Annotated in this window: 17 protein-coding genes; 15 read left to right on the forward strand and 2 right to left on the reverse strand. The window is 41.7% G+C overall.

Annotation, left to right across the window (positions count from 1 at the left end):
- Positions 1–44: 44 nt before the first annotated feature.
- Both RUMCAL_RS13585 and RUMCAL_RS13590 read right to left on the reverse strand, forming a co-directional pair.
- The gene (locus RUMCAL_RS13585) at positions 45–677 is read right to left on the reverse strand and encodes a hypothetical protein (protein WP_021683574.1); all 633 of its coding nucleotides are present in this window, start codon (positions 675–677) and stop codon (positions 45–47) included.
- Positions 670–1,797, reverse strand: a complete 1,128-nt coding sequence (locus RUMCAL_RS13590; RefSeq protein WP_040648331.1) for a DUF6076 domain-containing protein — start codon at positions 1,795–1,797, stop codon at positions 670–672. The genes RUMCAL_RS13585 and RUMCAL_RS13590 overlap by 8 nt, the downstream gene beginning before the upstream one ends.
- Before the next feature lie 222 nt (positions 1,798–2,019).
- Between RUMCAL_RS13590 and RUMCAL_RS13595 the strand changes: the two genes are divergently transcribed.
- The 15 genes from RUMCAL_RS13595 to RUMCAL_RS13660 all read left to right on the forward strand — a co-directional run bounded on the left by RUMCAL_RS13595 (position 2,020) and on the right by RUMCAL_RS13660 (position 16,655).
- Complete coding sequence (locus RUMCAL_RS13595; RefSeq protein WP_040648333.1) at positions 2,020–2,640, forward strand: CHC2 zinc finger domain-containing protein; 621 nt, start codon at positions 2,020–2,022, stop codon at positions 2,638–2,640.
- Positions 2,615–4,006 (forward strand): DNA primase family protein, encoded by a 1,392-nt coding sequence (locus tag RUMCAL_RS13600; protein ID WP_021683578.1) that lies wholly within the window; start codon positions 2,615–2,617, stop codon positions 4,004–4,006. Before RUMCAL_RS13595 ends, RUMCAL_RS13600 begins: the two co-directional genes overlap by 26 nt.
- A gap of 377 nt (positions 4,007–4,383) precedes the next feature.
- A complete protein-coding gene (locus tag RUMCAL_RS13605) occupies positions 4,384–5,673 on the forward strand; it encodes a plasmid recombination protein (RefSeq protein WP_021683580.1) in 1,290 nt (429 codons plus the stop codon).
- Positions 5,674–5,688: 15 nt separating this feature from the next.
- Positions 5,689–5,874 carry a hypothetical protein gene (locus RUMCAL_RS13610; RefSeq protein ID WP_021683581.1) on the forward strand — a complete coding sequence of 62 codons (186 nt, stop codon included), beginning with the start codon at positions 5,689–5,691 and terminating at the stop codon, positions 5,872–5,874.
- 89 nt (positions 5,875–5,963) lie between these two features.
- Positions 5,964–6,194 carry a helix-turn-helix domain-containing protein gene (locus RUMCAL_RS13615; protein ID WP_015540908.1) on the forward strand — a complete coding sequence of 77 codons (231 nt, stop codon included), beginning with the start codon at positions 5,964–5,966 and terminating at the stop codon, positions 6,192–6,194.
- Positions 6,157–7,845: a recombinase family protein gene (locus RUMCAL_RS13620; protein WP_040648337.1), complete on the forward strand. Its 1,689-nt coding sequence runs from the start codon at positions 6,157–6,159 to the stop codon at positions 7,843–7,845. The genes RUMCAL_RS13615 and RUMCAL_RS13620 overlap by 38 nt, the downstream gene beginning before the upstream one ends.
- 440 nt (positions 7,846–8,285) lie before the next feature.
- Positions 8,286–9,386, forward strand: a complete 1,101-nt coding sequence (locus tag RUMCAL_RS13625; RefSeq protein ID WP_021683585.1) for a site-specific integrase — start codon at positions 8,286–8,288, stop codon at positions 9,384–9,386.
- Between the two features lie 215 nt (positions 9,387–9,601).
- On the forward strand, positions 9,602–10,336 hold the full coding sequence (locus RUMCAL_RS13630; protein WP_040648338.1) for a LytR/AlgR family response regulator transcription factor: 735 nt from the start codon (positions 9,602–9,604) through the stop codon (positions 10,334–10,336).
- Positions 10,333–11,652 carry a sensor histidine kinase gene (locus RUMCAL_RS13635; protein ID WP_021683587.1) on the forward strand — a complete coding sequence of 440 codons (1,320 nt, stop codon included), beginning with the start codon at positions 10,333–10,335 and terminating at the stop codon, positions 11,650–11,652. Before RUMCAL_RS13630 ends, RUMCAL_RS13635 begins: the two co-directional genes overlap by 4 nt.
- A gap of 71 nt (positions 11,653–11,723) precedes the next feature.
- Entirely contained in the window at positions 11,724–12,323 is a 600-nt protein-coding gene (locus RUMCAL_RS13640) for an accessory gene regulator B family protein (RefSeq protein WP_021683588.1), read from the forward strand.
- Entirely contained in the window at positions 12,316–12,456 is a 141-nt protein-coding gene (locus RUMCAL_RS15210) for a cyclic lactone autoinducer peptide (RefSeq protein WP_021683589.1), read from the forward strand. Before RUMCAL_RS13640 ends, RUMCAL_RS15210 begins: the two co-directional genes overlap by 8 nt.
- Before the next feature lie 131 nt (positions 12,457–12,587).
- Positions 12,588–12,989 carry a hypothetical protein gene (locus RUMCAL_RS15680; protein ID WP_021683590.1) on the forward strand — a complete coding sequence of 134 codons (402 nt, stop codon included), beginning with the start codon at positions 12,588–12,590 and terminating at the stop codon, positions 12,987–12,989.
- A 537-nt stretch (positions 12,990–13,526) separates the two neighbouring features.
- Complete coding sequence (locus RUMCAL_RS13650) at positions 13,527–14,681, forward strand: ABC transporter permease (RefSeq protein ID WP_021683591.1); 1,155 nt, start codon at positions 13,527–13,529, stop codon at positions 14,679–14,681.
- The gene (locus tag RUMCAL_RS13655) at positions 14,678–15,979 is read left to right on the forward strand and encodes an FtsX-like permease family protein (RefSeq protein WP_021683592.1); all 1,302 of its coding nucleotides are present in this window, start codon (positions 14,678–14,680) and stop codon (positions 15,977–15,979) included. The genes RUMCAL_RS13650 and RUMCAL_RS13655 overlap by 4 nt, the downstream gene beginning before the upstream one ends.
- A gap of 10 nt (positions 15,980–15,989) precedes the next feature.
- Positions 15,990–16,655, forward strand: coding sequence for an ABC transporter ATP-binding protein (locus tag RUMCAL_RS13660; protein ID WP_021683593.1), 666 nt, complete (start codon positions 15,990–15,992; stop codon positions 16,653–16,655).
- The last annotated feature ends 485 nt before the right edge of the window (positions 16,656–17,140 follow it).

Here is a 17,140-nt window from a genome sequence, read left to right on the forward strand (position 1 = left end):
AGCGCACCTCCTTTCGGTTCTTTCTCTATCAATATCGACAGTAATTATGCATCGAACTTTTTGTTAGTAGTATTATTTTCGTCGTCCATCATATCACTTAGCACGGCAAAAGCTTGGCTCAGCGGCACAGCCTTAGAAGTCCAGTTTTTCAAACTAAACAAGTTGGAAGATTCATCAAACACATCAAATTCGTCTGTCCCATCAGTGATTTTCTTCAAGTACAACATTTCTATCAAATACAAAGCTCCCAAGATATTTAGTACATTCTCCTGCTTTGCTTGCTTCAACTGCTCATAGCGGTTGTGCTTGACATCTGTAAATGCTCCCCACCATTGCAACGACTGTGCGGGCTGGGTAATATCCCAATTCATAAACGGTTGTATTTCGATATCGTATTCCTGTACACTGATTTTTTGATTTTTTATATCCGGTGTGTTGGTCAAAATATACTGTGCATAGTCTGCAACCGTTTTTCGATCCGTTGTATTGAAACCGCAAAACTCTTTGAATACAGTATCCAACTCTGCCCCTATGGCTTGAATTAAGAGGGCATATCCGTTAGAAAATGCATCAAAATTGTCCTCATGTAGTTCTACAAACTCTATTGATTCAACAAAACGCTTTTCGAGCATTAAGTAGTATTTCCAATGATTCTGACTAAGTTCTTTTCTATTCATGTTTGTCCCTTTCTTTGTATATTTTTGCACTTGCTTCCTTTTTCAAAGCCGCCTGGTCCATTTCTTTTTCATAAGCTCCCTTGGCATAGGCTACATTGCTCAATGCCCGGAGCATCTTATCTTTTGCCAGCTTTTTCATAACCTCTGCAAGATCAGCGTCCAGAGTACCACGCTTCACATAGCGGTTTATGGTGTTCAGTCGTTTCTCATAAATCTGTTTCACCGGATGATCGTCCGCAAGCTCCCGTTGTTCTCTGCCTTTCAGGTTGCCGATCTGCCGACAGGTGCGGTGCAGCTTGTCCCCCGGTGCATAGCCGCCACAGTATTTGGTGTGCCGTGCGTTGGTGGTCAGAAACCACTTGCCGCAGATTTTGCATTTCTTTGGTGCATGACCAACACACAGGCCCTCAAAGAGATCAGACCGGAACATCCCTACAAAGGATACATAGTGCATCCGCTTGACCAGCTTCGCAACTTTTTCGCCGGGACGGATGACGGATACATACTGAACGGAATTGTTCAGGGTAGACATCCAGGCATTGCCTTCCGTGATGGAAAACTCCGGCGGGAAATAGCTGCCGAACATTTTTGCAAAACCCTCTGCGGTGCGGTCTGCTTCGTTGCCGTCTGTTTTTTCTGCAAAATCAAGCATGGCCGTTTGGTATTCCCCAAGGGAGTATGCCAGATGCCCGAAAACTGCGGTATAGCGTTGGAGCATCATCGCATCGGTAAAGTTCTGGATTTCTTCAAATTGCAAAGAATTGGTTGCGGCTTTTATGGCAAACTCCACATATTTCAGCGCATTGTCCACAGTAAAGACTTTTTCAATCCGTTCTCTGTGCTTTGAGATATTCATATAGGAGAACGGCGGTGTTTGACTGAGAATATCGAGCATCGTCAGAGCAGCTTCCTTTGCAATAGGACAGAGTGCAGAAGCATCCTGTCCGGCGTTTAATATTCCAAGCAGCAGATTGATTTTCTCGCATTGCTCGTTTATTTTTGCAATGGTATTCACAGGAACATTCAGTGCATCACAGGCAAGCGTACCGACAGGAAATGTTTTGCTCTCATATATGACCGTATCCTGCCAGAAATCCAATGTCATCAATTCTTGATTCATGCTTGCCCTCCTGTCCTGTTTTTTCATTTTTCTAATTATATCATGTAAATGTGAAGAAATCTACGTCCTCAGATAAGTTGTCCTGTTTTTTGAAACAGGATTGTCCTGTCATTAGCCTGTTTTTTGAAAAATCCGTCATAACCATAATAGAAGGAGCGAAGCACCTGCCAATCACGGCGGGTGCTTCGTGCTTTCCAGAATATTATGAACGGAGGGTTTTCTATGACAATCTATGAAACCATCAAGGCGGCAATCAGCGTCAAGCAAGCCGCCGAACACTACGGGCTGAAAGTGAGCCACAACGGCATGGCTTGCTGCCCGTTCCACAACGACAGGCATCCGAGCTTGAAGCTGAATGAGGACTATTTTTTCTGCTTCGGCTGCGGAGCCAAAGGGGATGTGATCGACCTTGTGGCAAGGCTGTTCAATCTGAGCAGTTATGAAGCAGCGCAAAAGCTGGCTTTGGACTTCGGGCTTGACCCGAAACCGCCCACTGCCGCAGCTATGGTCAAGCCGAAGCGTCCCTATATCCGTCAGTTCCGGGAGGATGAAATGCTGTGCTTCCGGGTGCTGACGGATTATTTGCATCTGTTGGAAGATTGGAAAGTGCGCTATGCTCCCAAGACACCGGAAGATGCTCTGGATGACCGTTTTGTGGAAGCCTGCCAGATGCACTGCCATATCGAATATATGGCAGATGTGCTGACGGTGGGTGATCTGGAAGAACGGGTGGCATTGGTGGACAAGCTGATGCAGGACGGCAAAATTGCTTTTCTGCAAGAGTATACCGCACAAAAGAAAAAGAAGGTGGCGCACCATGGCGAAGAACCGGAAAACGCCTGATATGAACTTGCCCATGTGGTTTGACGGGCAGAACATCAACGAAGCTCTGTTTTGTGAAGAATTTCTGCAAGAGCGCAGGATCATCTTCGCAAACGGAGCTTTTTTCACGCCCGATGGTCGAGTGACGGACGATCTTCCTCTGCGTGGGGAGATTTACGACAAGCTGAAATTCTGTGCCGTAAACAATATCCCCCGGAAGATCACCAACATTCTGGAAGTGCTGAAACTGGAAGCGCAAGTGCCGGACTTTCCACCGGAGCAGGATCGGATTCATTTGTCCAACGGTACGCTGCTATTGAACGGCACATTTACCGAGGGCAGACCGGCTATCGTGCGGAGCCGTTTGCCGGTTGCTTACAATCCCGATGCTACTGCGCCGGTGATCTGGCTGAACTTTCTGGATGGGTTGCTTTACGCCGAGGACATTCCAACTTTGCAGGAGTTTATCGGCTATTGCCTGATTCCCTCCAACAAGGGGCAGCGCATGATGGTGATTAAAGGCAACGGCGGCGAGGGTAAATCTCAAATCGGTGCGGTACTGTCTACCATCTTCGGCACGAATATGAAAGACGGCAGCATCGGCAAGATTTCTGAAAACCGCTTCGCCCGTGCCGATTTGGAACACATTCTCCTGTGCGTGGATGATGATATGCGGATGGAAGCTCTGCGCCAGACCAACTATGTAAAATCCATCGTGACAGCACAAGGCAAGATGGATTTGGAACGTAAAGGCAAGCAGAGTTATCAGGGCTGGATGTTCGCCCGATTGCTGGCATTCAGCAACGGTGATCTGCAAGCCTTGTATGACCGCAGCGACGGATTTTATCGCAGACAGCTTGTGCTGACCACCAAGGAAAAGCAGGTGGACAGAGCTGACGATCCTGATCTTGCAGAGAAGATGAAAGCTGAAGCCGAGGGTATCTTCCTGTGGGCATTTGAAGGCTTGCAGCGGCTTGTTGCCAACAACTTTAAGTTTACGGAGAGTGACCGCATCCGTGAAAATCGGGAAGCGGTCAAGCGTGACAACAACAATATCTTTGATTTCATGGAATCAGAGGGATATATCCGGCGCAAAGCGGATGCGTCCATCAGCTCCAAGGATTTCTATGAAATCTACCGGATGTGGTGCGAGGAAAACTCCCTTGCACCGCTGAAAGCCCGCAGCTTCAGCGACGCCATGATTGCCAATGCCAGAAAATTCAATCTGGAGCATTGCAACAACATCACCAACTCTGCTGGACGGCGGGTTTGGGGATTCATGGGAGTGGAAGCCATTGCACGACCTCATATAAATGGGTTTTACGGAGATTCGCCGTGTACGTACGTACCGGAGGACATTCCGGAGGAATGGCGGCAGGTCGAGTAAATCCCATTGCTGGTACGTATGTACGCAGCAAAAGAGCGTGAAACGCTTGTTATAGAAACAGCACACATCCTCTCGTTCGGGCTGTTTCTATGTCCACAGGCTTTTGAAAAAGTGTCTGTGGACACCGGCTGCAAGAGGAAGTTGACACAGAACAGCTTCATGCAGACGGGCTGACCATGGGAAAAGGCGCAGACATTTTCGCCTTGGTCAGCAGAGGTCACCGCAGTGACCGCATTCCCCCTCGGGAGAGCCCTCGGAGAGCCCACGGCACTTTGCAGCCAGTATGGATGAAAGTGTCATAGTGGGTTATTACACTTTGAAAAAGTGCCGTTCTCCAGCCTTCCGCTGTTGCAAATCTCAAAGAAAGGAAAAATCCAATGGCAAGAAATGATGGAATAGACCGTACCGTAGCCAGAAATCAGGACTTGGAAACACCGGCTGATGTGGCGAAGGTACAGGAACACAATGAGCGTGAAAAGGACAGCTACAGCAATCAGGACATCGTGCCGGAACGCACTTCTCTGAACGTCCATTTCAAAGCACCCACGGACGATTATGTAAAAATGTTTGAGCAGATGGAACAAGACGGCGTGATCTCCACCAGAGGTCTGAAACCGGATGCCGTCAAATACGGTGAGTTGGTATTTGATGTGAATTCCGCTTATTTCTACAATCATGGCGGCTATGAATTTGCGAAACAGTTTTATGCCGATGCCTACAAAGCTGCTGCGGAGATCGTAGGTGGTGAGCAGTATATCCTCTCCGCTGTGATGCACGCCGATGAGCGCAACCGAGCAATGTCCGAAGCTTTGGGCGAAGATGTGTACCACTACCACCTTCATGTGGTTTATATCCCGGTGGTGGAAAAGCAGATCCTTTGGTCGAAGCGATGCAAGGATGAAGCCCTCCGGGGAACCGTTAAGGAGGTCATCACACAGGTCAGCCGCAGTAAGAAATGGGAGTCCAAGCCGGTGCTTGGCGAGGACGGAAATCCCATGCTCAACGCAAAAGGGAAAAAGATTTTGAAGTCATCCTACAGTGTGTTGCAGGATGACTTTTTCAATTTCATGCGAAACGCCGGTTATACCGATGTGGAGCGTGGAGAACGTGGAAGCACCGAGGAACATCTGACTGTGACCCAGTTCAAGGTGCAGGCAGAACAGCAGCGGCTGGAAGCTGTGACCGGGCAGGTGGCACAGGCAGAACAGAATTTGGAGGATGCCAAAGCTGCCACAGCAAAACAGAAAAAGAAACTGGAATCTTTGCAAAAGGAAACCAAGGCGGCAAAGACCATTGCGCTGACAGTGCAGGACATTGAAGTAATGGGCAAAAAAGCCACATTCGGAAACAATATCACGCTGACACCGGATGAATGCGACACACTCAAACGCTATGCGGTCAATGGCATTATCGCCAATGCTGACAACAAGCGTCTGAAAGAAAAACTGGCTTCCGCAGAAAAGACGGTTTCCATCTGGAAGCAGCGGTATGAAGCGGTAAACGAAAAATATATGGAACTCAAACAGAAAGCCCAACCCTTTCTGGATGCACTGGAAATCGCATCCGAAAAGGTTCGGGCTTTTATCAATTCTATCCTCATCAGAGGAAAGCAAACACAGGAACACGAACACCCTGCCCGGAAGCGTGGACAGGATATGGAACTTTGATGGAGGAATCGCCTATTGAAGAAATATTATGAGGAAGCGAAATATAATGCGGCATTTGACCGCTGTGTGGATGTTATGAGCCAGATGCTCCAGAAATATGGACATCAGGTTTTGGATAAATTGGAACAGGACGCACCGCAGGGAGTGGAGCATTCCGAGGAAAGTAATCAAGCGCAGCTTCTGACGGATAAGGCTGCATAAAATTTGCAATTTACACGTTGCGTATTCGCTATGGCTATGCTATAATGATTACGCAACGTGTATTTTTTGCTTTTGTGGAGAAAAGACGGATGGATTGTAAAAACAGAATTATAAAGTTGCGTGAAAGCACAGGACTGAATCGGAAAGATTTTTGCAAGCTCGTCCATATTCCTTACCGGACTATGACTGAATGGGAATTGGACAACCGCCATGCACCGGATTATGTGCTGTGGCTTTTGGAGTATTATATCCGCAACGAGGGACTTATGGTAAAAGGAAGGAATGAGGGAGGTGGAGATTCTGAAAAAGAAACAACTTAAATGCTATCTTTATACAAGAGTGTCCACCTCGATGCAGGTTGACGGATACAGCTTGGATGCCCAGCGTGACAAGCTGCGGAAGTATGCGGCATACGAGGATATGATCGTTGCCGGGGAGTATTCTGACGAGGGCTTTTCCGGAAAGAACATTCAAGGGCGGCAGGAGTTTCAACGGATGCTGAATGACATCCAGGACGGCAAAGATGATGTTTCTTATGTGTTGGTCTTTAAGCTGTCCCGATTTGGCAGAAATGCAGCGGACGTTCTGAATTCTTTGCAACTCATGCAGGATTTCGGTGTCAATCTGATCTGCGTGGAGGATGGCATTGACAGCTCCAAGGATGCAGGAAAGCTGATGATCTCTGTGCTGTCTGCGGTGGCAGAGATTGAGCGAGAAAATATCCGCACACAGACAATGGCAGGACGTGAGCAAAAGGCTCGTGAGGGCAAATGGAACGGCGGTTTCGCTCCATATGGATACAAACTGGAAAATGGAAACCTTGTCATTGCAGAGGATGAAGTGGAAGTAATTCGTGTCATTTATGACCGCTACATTCACACTAATGAGGGTGTTGCAGGAGTTGCAAAATATCTGAACCGCAATGGTTATACTAAGAAACTAAGACAGAATAATACCATTCCGGGATTTTCAAGAGATTTTGTGAAAAATGTATTGTACAATCCTGTTTATATGGGAAAGATTGCTTACGGCAGACGAAGAACAGAAAAGAAACAGGGTACAAGAAACGAGATGCACGTGGTTGAGCAGTCGGAGTTCCCGGTTTATGAAGGACAACACGAAGCTATCATTTCCGAAGAGGATTGGTATCTGGCACAGGAAAAGCGCAAGATCAATTCTTTTAAGCGGGAAAAGGTTAACAATCCAGACCACGCACACATCCTGTCCGGTATCTTGAAATGCCCATGCTGCGGAAAGAGTATGTACGGCAATATCGCCAAGGCGCACAGCAAGGACAAGAAAACACGGTATTATTACTACTGCAAAAATACGGTAACACCTACCGGGCATGAGTGCAGTTTCCGTCTGAATATCGAGCAGACGGAAATCAACAAATTTGTGGCGAAGGTTATCTCCGCTATGGTCAACAATCCACGGTTTGTAGAAGCGATTCAGGCGAAAATCGGAACAGCAGTTGATACAGAAGATATGGAACGGCAGATTGCTGTCCTACAAGGGCGGCTAAAGCAAGCCTTTGGAACGAAAAGCCGCTTGGAGCGTCAGATGGATACCTTGGACATCAATGATGCCCACTATGACAGAAAGATTTTGGACTTGCAGCGCCGCTATGATGAGCAGTATGACACCATAGAGGAAATCGAAGTTCAGATTGGCGAATTGCAAAGTCAGATCCGCAGCATCCAGCAGGAGAAGATTTCCGGAGACAATATCTATCGCTTGTTGCTGGCATTTGATGAAGTCTACCATTCCGCAACGGAAGCGGAGCAGAAGGAGTTTATGAAGGCCTTTATCGAGCGAATTGAGATGTTCCCGGAGAAAAGGAAAGACGGAAGCTGGATAAAGAAGATCGTATTCAATTTTCCTGTGCCTGTTGATGGTGAGGAAGTGAAAGAACTTCCCTTGGAAACTGAAACAACTGTCGAGTGCATGGTATTGATGTCAAGGAAGTAAGGATAATAGATGAAAAAGTGCTGATTTTTCGGCGCTTTTTTCTTTTTGGAGAATATTTGAAAAGTAGCTGAGATGCCCTTTTTCTGTATGCGGGAACAAGTCAGGATAAGATCAGAAATACACAAAATTGAAATTGACACAACGCATACAAGCCAAGAGCGTATCAGGGAACAAATCCAGAACGATAAAAAACCATGCTGGGAGAGCATTTCTTCCCAGCATGGTTTTTTCTATGAAATGTAGATTTCTTCGTAAAATCCGCCCATTTATTTGCAGAAATTTCAGACAAAACAGCATCGAATCTGCTATCATTATAGCAGATTTTCAGAAAAAGTAAAGTATATATTTCTGAAAATTCATGAATAAATCATCCAAATCGGAGAAAAAACAGGATTTTTCCTGCTTTGAATAGTCCGAAAACTTGTCAGGAGGGATTTCAAATGCCAAGAAGAGGCAGCAACATTTACAAGAGAAAAGATGGTCGGTTTGAGGGACGTGTTCCCATCGGTCATAAGGAAGATGGGTCGCTGAAATACAAATTTGTGTATGCCAGAACGCTTTCTGAGGTAAAGGAAAAAATGGCACAATTTCAAGCTGTTTTGCAGAGCCAGCCAGTTTCTGCTTTGAAATTGACCGTGGCAGAGGCATCTCGTCAATGGCTTTCCGCAGCAAAATTGCGTGTGAAACCGTCCAGTTATGTGCACTATGAAAACATCATTCGCAATCATATTCTTCCGGATCTCGGAACAAAGTATCTCACAGATATGACAACACATCAGCTGAATGATTTTGTCTATGAGAAACTGCAAAGCGGCCGATTGTGCGGAACTGGCGGACTTTCCGCTCGGTTTGTACAAGACATTATGCGGGTTTACCACAGCATAGAACAGTATGCAGTGCAGGAATATCACATTCATGGAACACATTTTACTATGCCGAAAGCAGAGAAAAAGCAGCTGGATGTTTTGTCTTCTGAGGAGCGAAAGAAGTTGGAACAGTATCTTCTTCAGACAGGGTTGACCATTGATTTGGCGATTCTGCTGTGCTTGTTCACCGGTTTGCGTGTAGGTGAATTATGCGGCTTACAGTGGAGCGATATTGACTTTGAAAACGGAACACTTTCTGTAAAACGAACGGTGCAGAGAGTCTATCGAAACGGCAGTTCTGAGGTGCTGATCGGCTCTCCCAAAAGCAGAACTTCCGTGCGAACAATTCCGGTTCCGTCCTTCTTGTTGACACTGCTGAAAAAGAAAAAGCGGCAGGATTTTCTGTACTTGATTACTGGGAAAAGCAAACCGGCAGAACCGAGAACGATGCAGTATCGGTTTCAGAAAATCCTGAAACTTTGTGGTATCCGGAAGGTTCCATTTCATCTGCTTCGACATACTTATGCTACAGATTGTATTGCCCATGGGTTTGATGCAAAGACGCTGAGTGAATTGCTGGGACACGCTGATGCCAGTATTACGCTGAATCGATATGTGCATTCTTCTATGCAGATGAAGCAGGAATATGTAAAGCGGTTGAAATTGACGGGATGATGTTTCGCCGTCAAAAAATCGTATGAGAAATGCAAAAAACATTGGAAACAGCGTGGCTTTTTAGGCTTGAATGGTCAATGGGCGGATTTTACGAAACAAAAATGCTTCTTTCCTTTTAGTATCTCCAGTGATAAACCATCTATTCTTCTTGCTTTTTGGGATTTTTTATGGTATTATGGAAATAGAGAGAGAAAGCTAAGAAAGGGGCACATTACGTGATTCGAATTGCAATGTGTGATGATGAAACCATGTTTCTTCAAACATACCAGAAAAAAGTCTCAGAATTATTTCAGGAGCATAATGTAGACTGCAAAATTGATACATACACAGATACCGTACGATTTTTGGAACATTGTGAAAAAACGTCTTATGATCTCATTTTTCTGGATATTGATATGCCGGAGCTGTCCGGAATCCAGCTTGCTTCTAAATTCCGTGACAATGGGTTGAATACGACACTTGTATTTGTGTCCAGCCATGATGATTTCGTATTTGAAACATTTCGCTATAATGCGTATCGTTTCGTTCGCAAGAATAAACTTCTCAGTGATACACAGGAAATGATTTCTTCTTTCTGTGCTTCCTTAAAAACAAAATCTGTTATAGTTCGACTTGATTTGGATCAGCAGAGGCCACTCGAACAAAAAGTTTCAGGAATTGCATATTTCTATTCCATTCGACATGATATCTATTTTGTAACTGCACAAAAGAAATCGATTCGGCTTGCAATGCACACATACACGATGAATGAATTGGAAAGACAGTTTACAGAAAAAGGATTTATTCGAGTACATAGAAGTTATCTGGTGAATTATGCTTGGATTTTACAAATCAAAGGAGATCAGGTGCACCTGAAAAATTGTCAAGATAAAATACCATTAAGCCGAGGCAGAAGTGAGGAAGTAAAATTACAGTATCAGCGATTGATTCGGGAGGAGGGTGTATTATGATTTGGCAATGTACAGAAATTCTTGCAGTTATCGTGGAATGTATGATCGTTACACGAATGCTGATCCAATACTTTAAGTTTCGATCGGAAGATTATCGGATTCTGAAATGGCTTCTCTTGTTTTCGTTGTTGTTTGCAACAGATATGGCAGGAACTTTCGGAATAGCAAACGAAACATTTTTGATTTCCAGTTGTCTGTTGATTGAGATTGCGTTTTCTACGATTTTTTTGAAAGGAAACATCTTTGAGAAAATTCTGATTTCCGTAATCAATTACGTTTTAGTATATTTTATCAACCTTCCGGTAATGTCAGCAATTAGTGCAATTACAGACATTTCAATGCTTCAACTTCGAGATTCACAGAACGTAGAGCGTATTGCCTGCTTATTTCTTACAAAATTATTATTTTTTGCATCTACGCAGTTTATATTGTCATTTCGGAAAAAAGAAGAATATCATTTTAAACGAAATGAATGGATTATCATTTTATCGGCTTTTCTTTTTACACTTTTTATTGGGTTTGCAATTCATCTTGTGATTGTGAATGACTATTTTACAGCGTATGTTTATCTTGCAATTGCATTGCTTCTGTCTGGATTAGATGTTGTTATTTTTATATTTCTGAGAAAGATGAACCGCACGAGTCAAATTGAAAAAGAACGGGATATTATGGAAATCCAGTTGCAGCGGCAGCAAGATGAAATGCAGCATTTGCAGCAGCAGTATGAAGAAATCTCGATTCTTCGTCACGATTTTCGGAATGGGATCGACTGTTTATGCGGTATGATAGAACAGGGGGACTGTTCCGGAGCATTGGAGTATGCGAAACAATTCAAAGAACGAAAGGTAAATACAATTTTGTCTCAAGTACAATGCTCAAGTACCATGTTAAATGCGGTTGTAAATGCAAAATTCAATGATGCACAATCCAAAGGAATCGATACCTCATTGCGGTTAGTCGTTCAAATTCCCCATGATTTGGAGTTCGATCTTAGCATCATGCTGTCTAATTTGCTGGACAATGCCATAGAAGCCTGTGAGAAAAATCCGTCAAATGCACAGATACTTCTGACAATTTCAGAAGAGGCAGGCTATTATCGGATTGTGGTCAGAAATACAATTGCCGCATCTGTTTTGAAGAAGAATCAGGAATTAAAAACAGAAAAAGCAAATAAAAAGCTGCACGGCTGGGGACTGCGTTCTGTTACGGATCTTGTATCAAAACGAAATGGATTGATTGATTTTTATGAGAAAGAAGGGATGTTTTATGTAGATATTCTTCTTCCAATAGAGGAAAATCTGCATTTGGGGGACTAAAACCTGCATTTGGGGAACAAAGTATTGATTTTTACGACAAAATGCGATATGATTGACTTATCGGAAAGAAGGTGATAAAAATCATCACATTTCTTGGAAAGTCCATATCGCATTTTTTATGCGAAAAAAAAGTGATTGCGGAACAAGAAGTCGAAGTTTATCAATATGGATTTGAAATTTTAATTTCAACAACTTTAGGATTGTTAATTACAGTGGCAATCGGAATAGTTCTAAATATGTTTTTCTTATCCGTATTATACTATGTAGTATTTGTTATGGTCCGTCAGTGGACTGGCGGTTACCATGCAGATTCATACCTGAAATGTAACATTACATTTGCAGGGATCACATTCTTTACGTTAGGTATGACAAAACTCAGTGATATGAGTGAAATGTATAGCCTAACCATACACGGATTAATGTTAGTTTTTGCATTGCTGAGCGTATGGAAATATACACCGGTAGAAAATCCGAACAAGCCTTTAACGAAGGAACAAAAGAAAAGGAATCACAAAGTAGCTCTGATTGCTATAATTATTTTGGAAGCATTGAGCTGTGGTTTATATGTATTTTTTCCTAAAGTTTCGGCTTTGATTGCGTATACATTGTTCAGCATTGCAGTACTAATTTTAATATCAAAAAACAGAAAAGGGGGGAATGAATATGAGTAAGATCCAGAATGCAGTACTGAAAAAGATTGCTGGCATTGGAAAAAGTGCCGCAGTTAAGGCTGCAGGAACAGCTTCTTGGGGAAGTTGTCACCAGCCGAAGGAACCGAAGGCTCTGCAGAATCTGAAGAAGTAAAGCAGAGTGATTTCAGATTTCACATTGAAGTTATCATTCTTTTTGCTCTGAATATGTACGTACAAGATCTTGGGTTAGAGCGTAGAAAGATGGCTTCTTTTGAGAAATACATACAAAGGAGGAATATTATTATGACAAAGGTTAGAAAAATTGTAGCTGCGATTATGGTTGTAACTACACTGGCGACTTCTGCAGTATGCAATCTTACTGCAAGTGCTGCTCCTAACGTAGTATCTGATTCATATGGCGCATTTGAATGGGAGTCAAGCAATGCAGCATATGCAAAAACAACAAACCTCTGTTCGTCTGGAACTCGTACCACATCAGCGTCTATCACAGTTTATAAAGACAACACTGGAGCATATGTTACAGCATATTATGCTTCCAAAAATGGTGGATATGGTACAATTGCAAGAGCTTCACAAAGCTCCTACAAATCAAATGGTTATAATTTCAAGATGTATGGAGCCGTTAGTAACAGCACAAATTCTTCTGCTGGATTAGCAACATCATTCGTAAAATATGTAAACTAAAGCGTACTATTGTAATATAGTTGTTTCTTATTTTCTGACATATTCTACAATAGTACGTATATAATGTGCGATTGCTAATAAAAATTTGAGCTATTATGCAAGTGTTTATGTTGCGGAATTTGATTGATGTCAAACAGAAGTGCTATAGTACTATTTGTTTCTTCTACCATAATCCACAGTCATAGGGGTTCAATGTCAAGAAAATTGTGGAACAAATGCATCTGAATTACGATTAAAGCTATTCAAATTATTAGCAAGCATACATAATATGTAAGGTTGCCTTTGAGTCTTGTTTGAATTATAGATTGAAACAAGTATTTAAAGGCAACTCTTATTTTTACAATAAAAAGTCACTACAGATAAATTGCAGAAAAATAAAAAGATGAAAAGATAGGGAAATGCAGTTGCAAATTTCATATTTCAACCCAATTACTGCTTTCATTACAGATATGGTTAACAAGTTATATGTAAGTCTTTGTCGAACAAAGCGGATTTGCTAAATAAAAATATTTTACGATAGGAGATGATTGAAATTCTATGCGTTACATTTTCAAAAATTTAAAAGAATTTATTGTCCACGAAAAAATAATCTTTTTTATTATGGTGTTATGCATTTTAAGCTCCTCCATTGTCTTGAATTTCTGCTATGGCTTATACCAGAATTACCACGTTCAGAAAAACGAGGTTACTTATGAGCTGACAGAAATCACACCAGAGATTTCTGAGAAATGTGTCCTTACGAAAGGGCAAATTCAGGCTTACCTGGAAGCAATACGTCCGGAATGCCTTAAGAATACCCTTGTAATCCATGTAAGCGCAGAATTGGACAAATATAATCCAGATGATTATGGAACGTTCCATATGCGATTCAATTATTACGATCATGTATGTCAAATCTCTGAAGTAACAAAGGAAGCTTATGAAAAAAATGGTATTCTTCTGAGCGGCAGGTATTTCACAAATGAAGAAGAGGCATCTGGAGCATATGTTGCACTGGTTGCCAATGATGGATCTGGATGGAATACCCCTACTTTGAGTATTCAAAAGAGCAAAAATACAATCGAATTATTCGGAAATACATATAAAGTAATCGGAGAGTATAACGGAGGCAGTGGATGCCCTGTTGTTCCTTTTTTAACTGTTCCGGATTCTTTAGAGGTAAATGGATTTAGTATTTCATTTCAATCGAATATTACGAGAAGCATATATGAAGAACTGGTAAATACGGCAGACGCGGTTCTTCCAGGTGTACTGTCTTTTCCGGATTTGCAGTTTCCGGATACCGATTCCATATATTTGTATAATAATATCATGGTGATCTCCATTCTGATTGCATCGTTATCCGGTATAAATCTAGCCATTCTTTATTTATTCATGCTGAAAAAACGCAATAAAAATCTTGCCATTATGCGTATCTGTGGATGCACAAAATGGCAAGCTACACAGATCTATCTGGGCGAATGTCTTCTGATCTCTATTGTTGTTTACGCCATTGGATTTCTCATATTCTATGCGTTACTGAAATTTGTCTTTCAATATGTTTTCGAATATATGATGGATGCGTATTCCCCGGTAATATTTGTGGAGATATTCCTGATCTATATTATTGTTATTACAATTGTTCTGTCTATTCTGATATATCATAATGTAAAAAAAGAAATTATTCTGGAATTTAAGGAGGGAAAAGTATGATCCTGTTCAAAAGTGCGTGCAAAAATATACGGCATAACTTTTTTGTTCATGTAGTGATCGTGCTGCAAATGATCGCAACGATTGTGATAACGATGATCATGGTCTCCTCTATTTTGATACGATATCAATACTATACCCCCTTTAAGGAATTTTTTCAATCAAAAGGATTCTATTGCATTTTTAGTGAATTTGCAAATGGTGATTTAGAAAATTGGCGCTATTATAATCAAAATACAGCATCGGAAGAAGAACAATATCATTATTTTATGGAATCAATGGACAAGATTTATATGGATGGCAGTGAAATGCAAAATTATTTTGATGATGCAAAGTCCATTGCAGCGTGTCATACGGTATTGGCATATCCAGCCGATGAAAGCCAAAATTGCAGATCCATTTCTTACAGTGATTCTATTATTGAAAATTATGCTCCAGCATTGTCGGATGGGCGATGGTTGCATACAAGTGCTGATGCGACAGAGCTTGAAGTTGTGATCTCTGAAAATGATTATGGATGGAAGGTTGGAGATACAATCCCGATAAATTACTCGCAGTATCCAAATGGTTTGAGTACAACAGTAAAAGTAGTTGGAATTTTGAAAGACGGTGTTAAAATTCCTGGTTCTTCTGCAAGAGACGGCACGGACACATTTCAATTGTTTTACGAAACATATAGTTATGAAATCGCAGAAGAACCACTCATGATATTTTCCTCTGATTCTATAGAAAAACTAACAGACGTCTGGGGAGATGACCAAAAAATTTTACAGGCTGTCAACGGATCAGTTATTATTACTTTTCCAGAAGATACAACAAAAGAAGAAATGGAAAACATTCAGCATCAGTTAACATCACTTGGATGTGCATTCTCGATTCCATTACAAGACATGAATGCCAACAGTATGGGATATCTCTATGCACAAGTATACAATTTATTACCCATTATCATTGTGCTGATGATCCTTACGATTGTAAGCAGTATCAGCAGTTCCGCCCTATCCGTCAAGGAACGATTAAAAGATTATTCTATTTATTATATCTGCGGATTACGATGGCGACAGTGTGTTTTTATAAATATGATTGAATCTGCTGTGTTGGCAATAATTTCTATTCTCATTTCATGTGCATTGCTCGTTTTGTTGCAATTTACTGCATTGTCGGATCATGTGAAAATTATTTGGAATCCCATATCTGTAGCGTCTTTGCTGTGCATTGTGATCTTGTATATTTTGCTGTCTATGCTCATGCCAATCATGATTATCGGAAAAAATACGCCCAAACAAATTCTGACCAAATAAGGAGAATGATATGATACAGCTACATCAGATTTCTAAAATTTACAATCAAGGTAAGACGAATGCGTTTCAGGCATTGCATAAAATTGATCTGAAAATTGCAGATGGTGAACTAGTTGCGATCATCGGCACATCCGGTGCAGGAAAATCCACATTACTGCATATTTTAGCTTGCATTGACAGCTATGAAAGCGGCGAGTATTATATTGACGATACACTTGTAAAAAACTGCTCAGAGAAAAAGCTTGCTCAAATCCGAAACAAAAAAATTGGAATGGTTATGCAGGATTTTGCATTGGTGGATGATTTTTCTGCACTTCAAAACGTCATGCTACCTCTTGATTTTTCCAAGTCCAAAGTAAGTGAGAAAAAGGAAAAATGTCTGAAAGCCCTTCAAGCAGTGGGGATGGAGAAATTTGCACATCACCAGTCGAATAAGCTTTCGGGCGGACAGAAACAGCGTGTTGCGATTGCCAGAGCCATTGTCAATGAACCATCGATCATTCTTGCAGACGAGCCGACAGGAGCACTTGACAGCAAAACTTCTTCGGAAATCATGGAACTTTTCAAATCTCTGAATGATGCCGGAAGAACTGTAATTATTGTCACACATGATATGAAAATTGCACAGCAATGCAAAAGGGTAATTCGTATCGAAGATGGAAAAATTGTGGATTGACAAGTTAGAAATACTAATATACAATTTCAATGCTTTTATTTATCGTTTGAAGAAATCATAAGAAATAATTAGCTTACTTTTTGATTTTGTTCATTTGTTCAAATGCACTAATCATCTATCACCGATTTGAAATTATAACTTGTTTAAATTTTGATATGGCCGGTAATATTTATTTCTAAATATCAAAAAATAAAATATTCTCAGAGAAGAAAAAGTGTTACCAGTATAGGGCAAACATACGATATCCAATTGAAATCACCTATGACAAAAACAAATTGAATCACTTTTTTCCTCTGTCTTTCGGGTGCCCTTCCAATTCTGAGGTGCCGCTGAAATTGTCAAGAAAATACGATTGATCAGTAAGAAGTGTACTTCCTTTAAAATTCAGCCACCTAAGAAAGGGCAGTTCTGTCCGGCAAACAGCTGGGCAGGACTGCCCTTTCTATTTTTTTCAAGCAGCATACAATCCGGCGAAATGACCGGTT

Origin of the sequence: Ruminococcus callidus ATCC 27760, from assembly GCF_000468015.1 — a bacterium.
Lineage (GTDB): Bacteria > Bacillota > Clostridia > Oscillospirales > Ruminococcaceae > Ruminococcus_C > Ruminococcus_C callidus.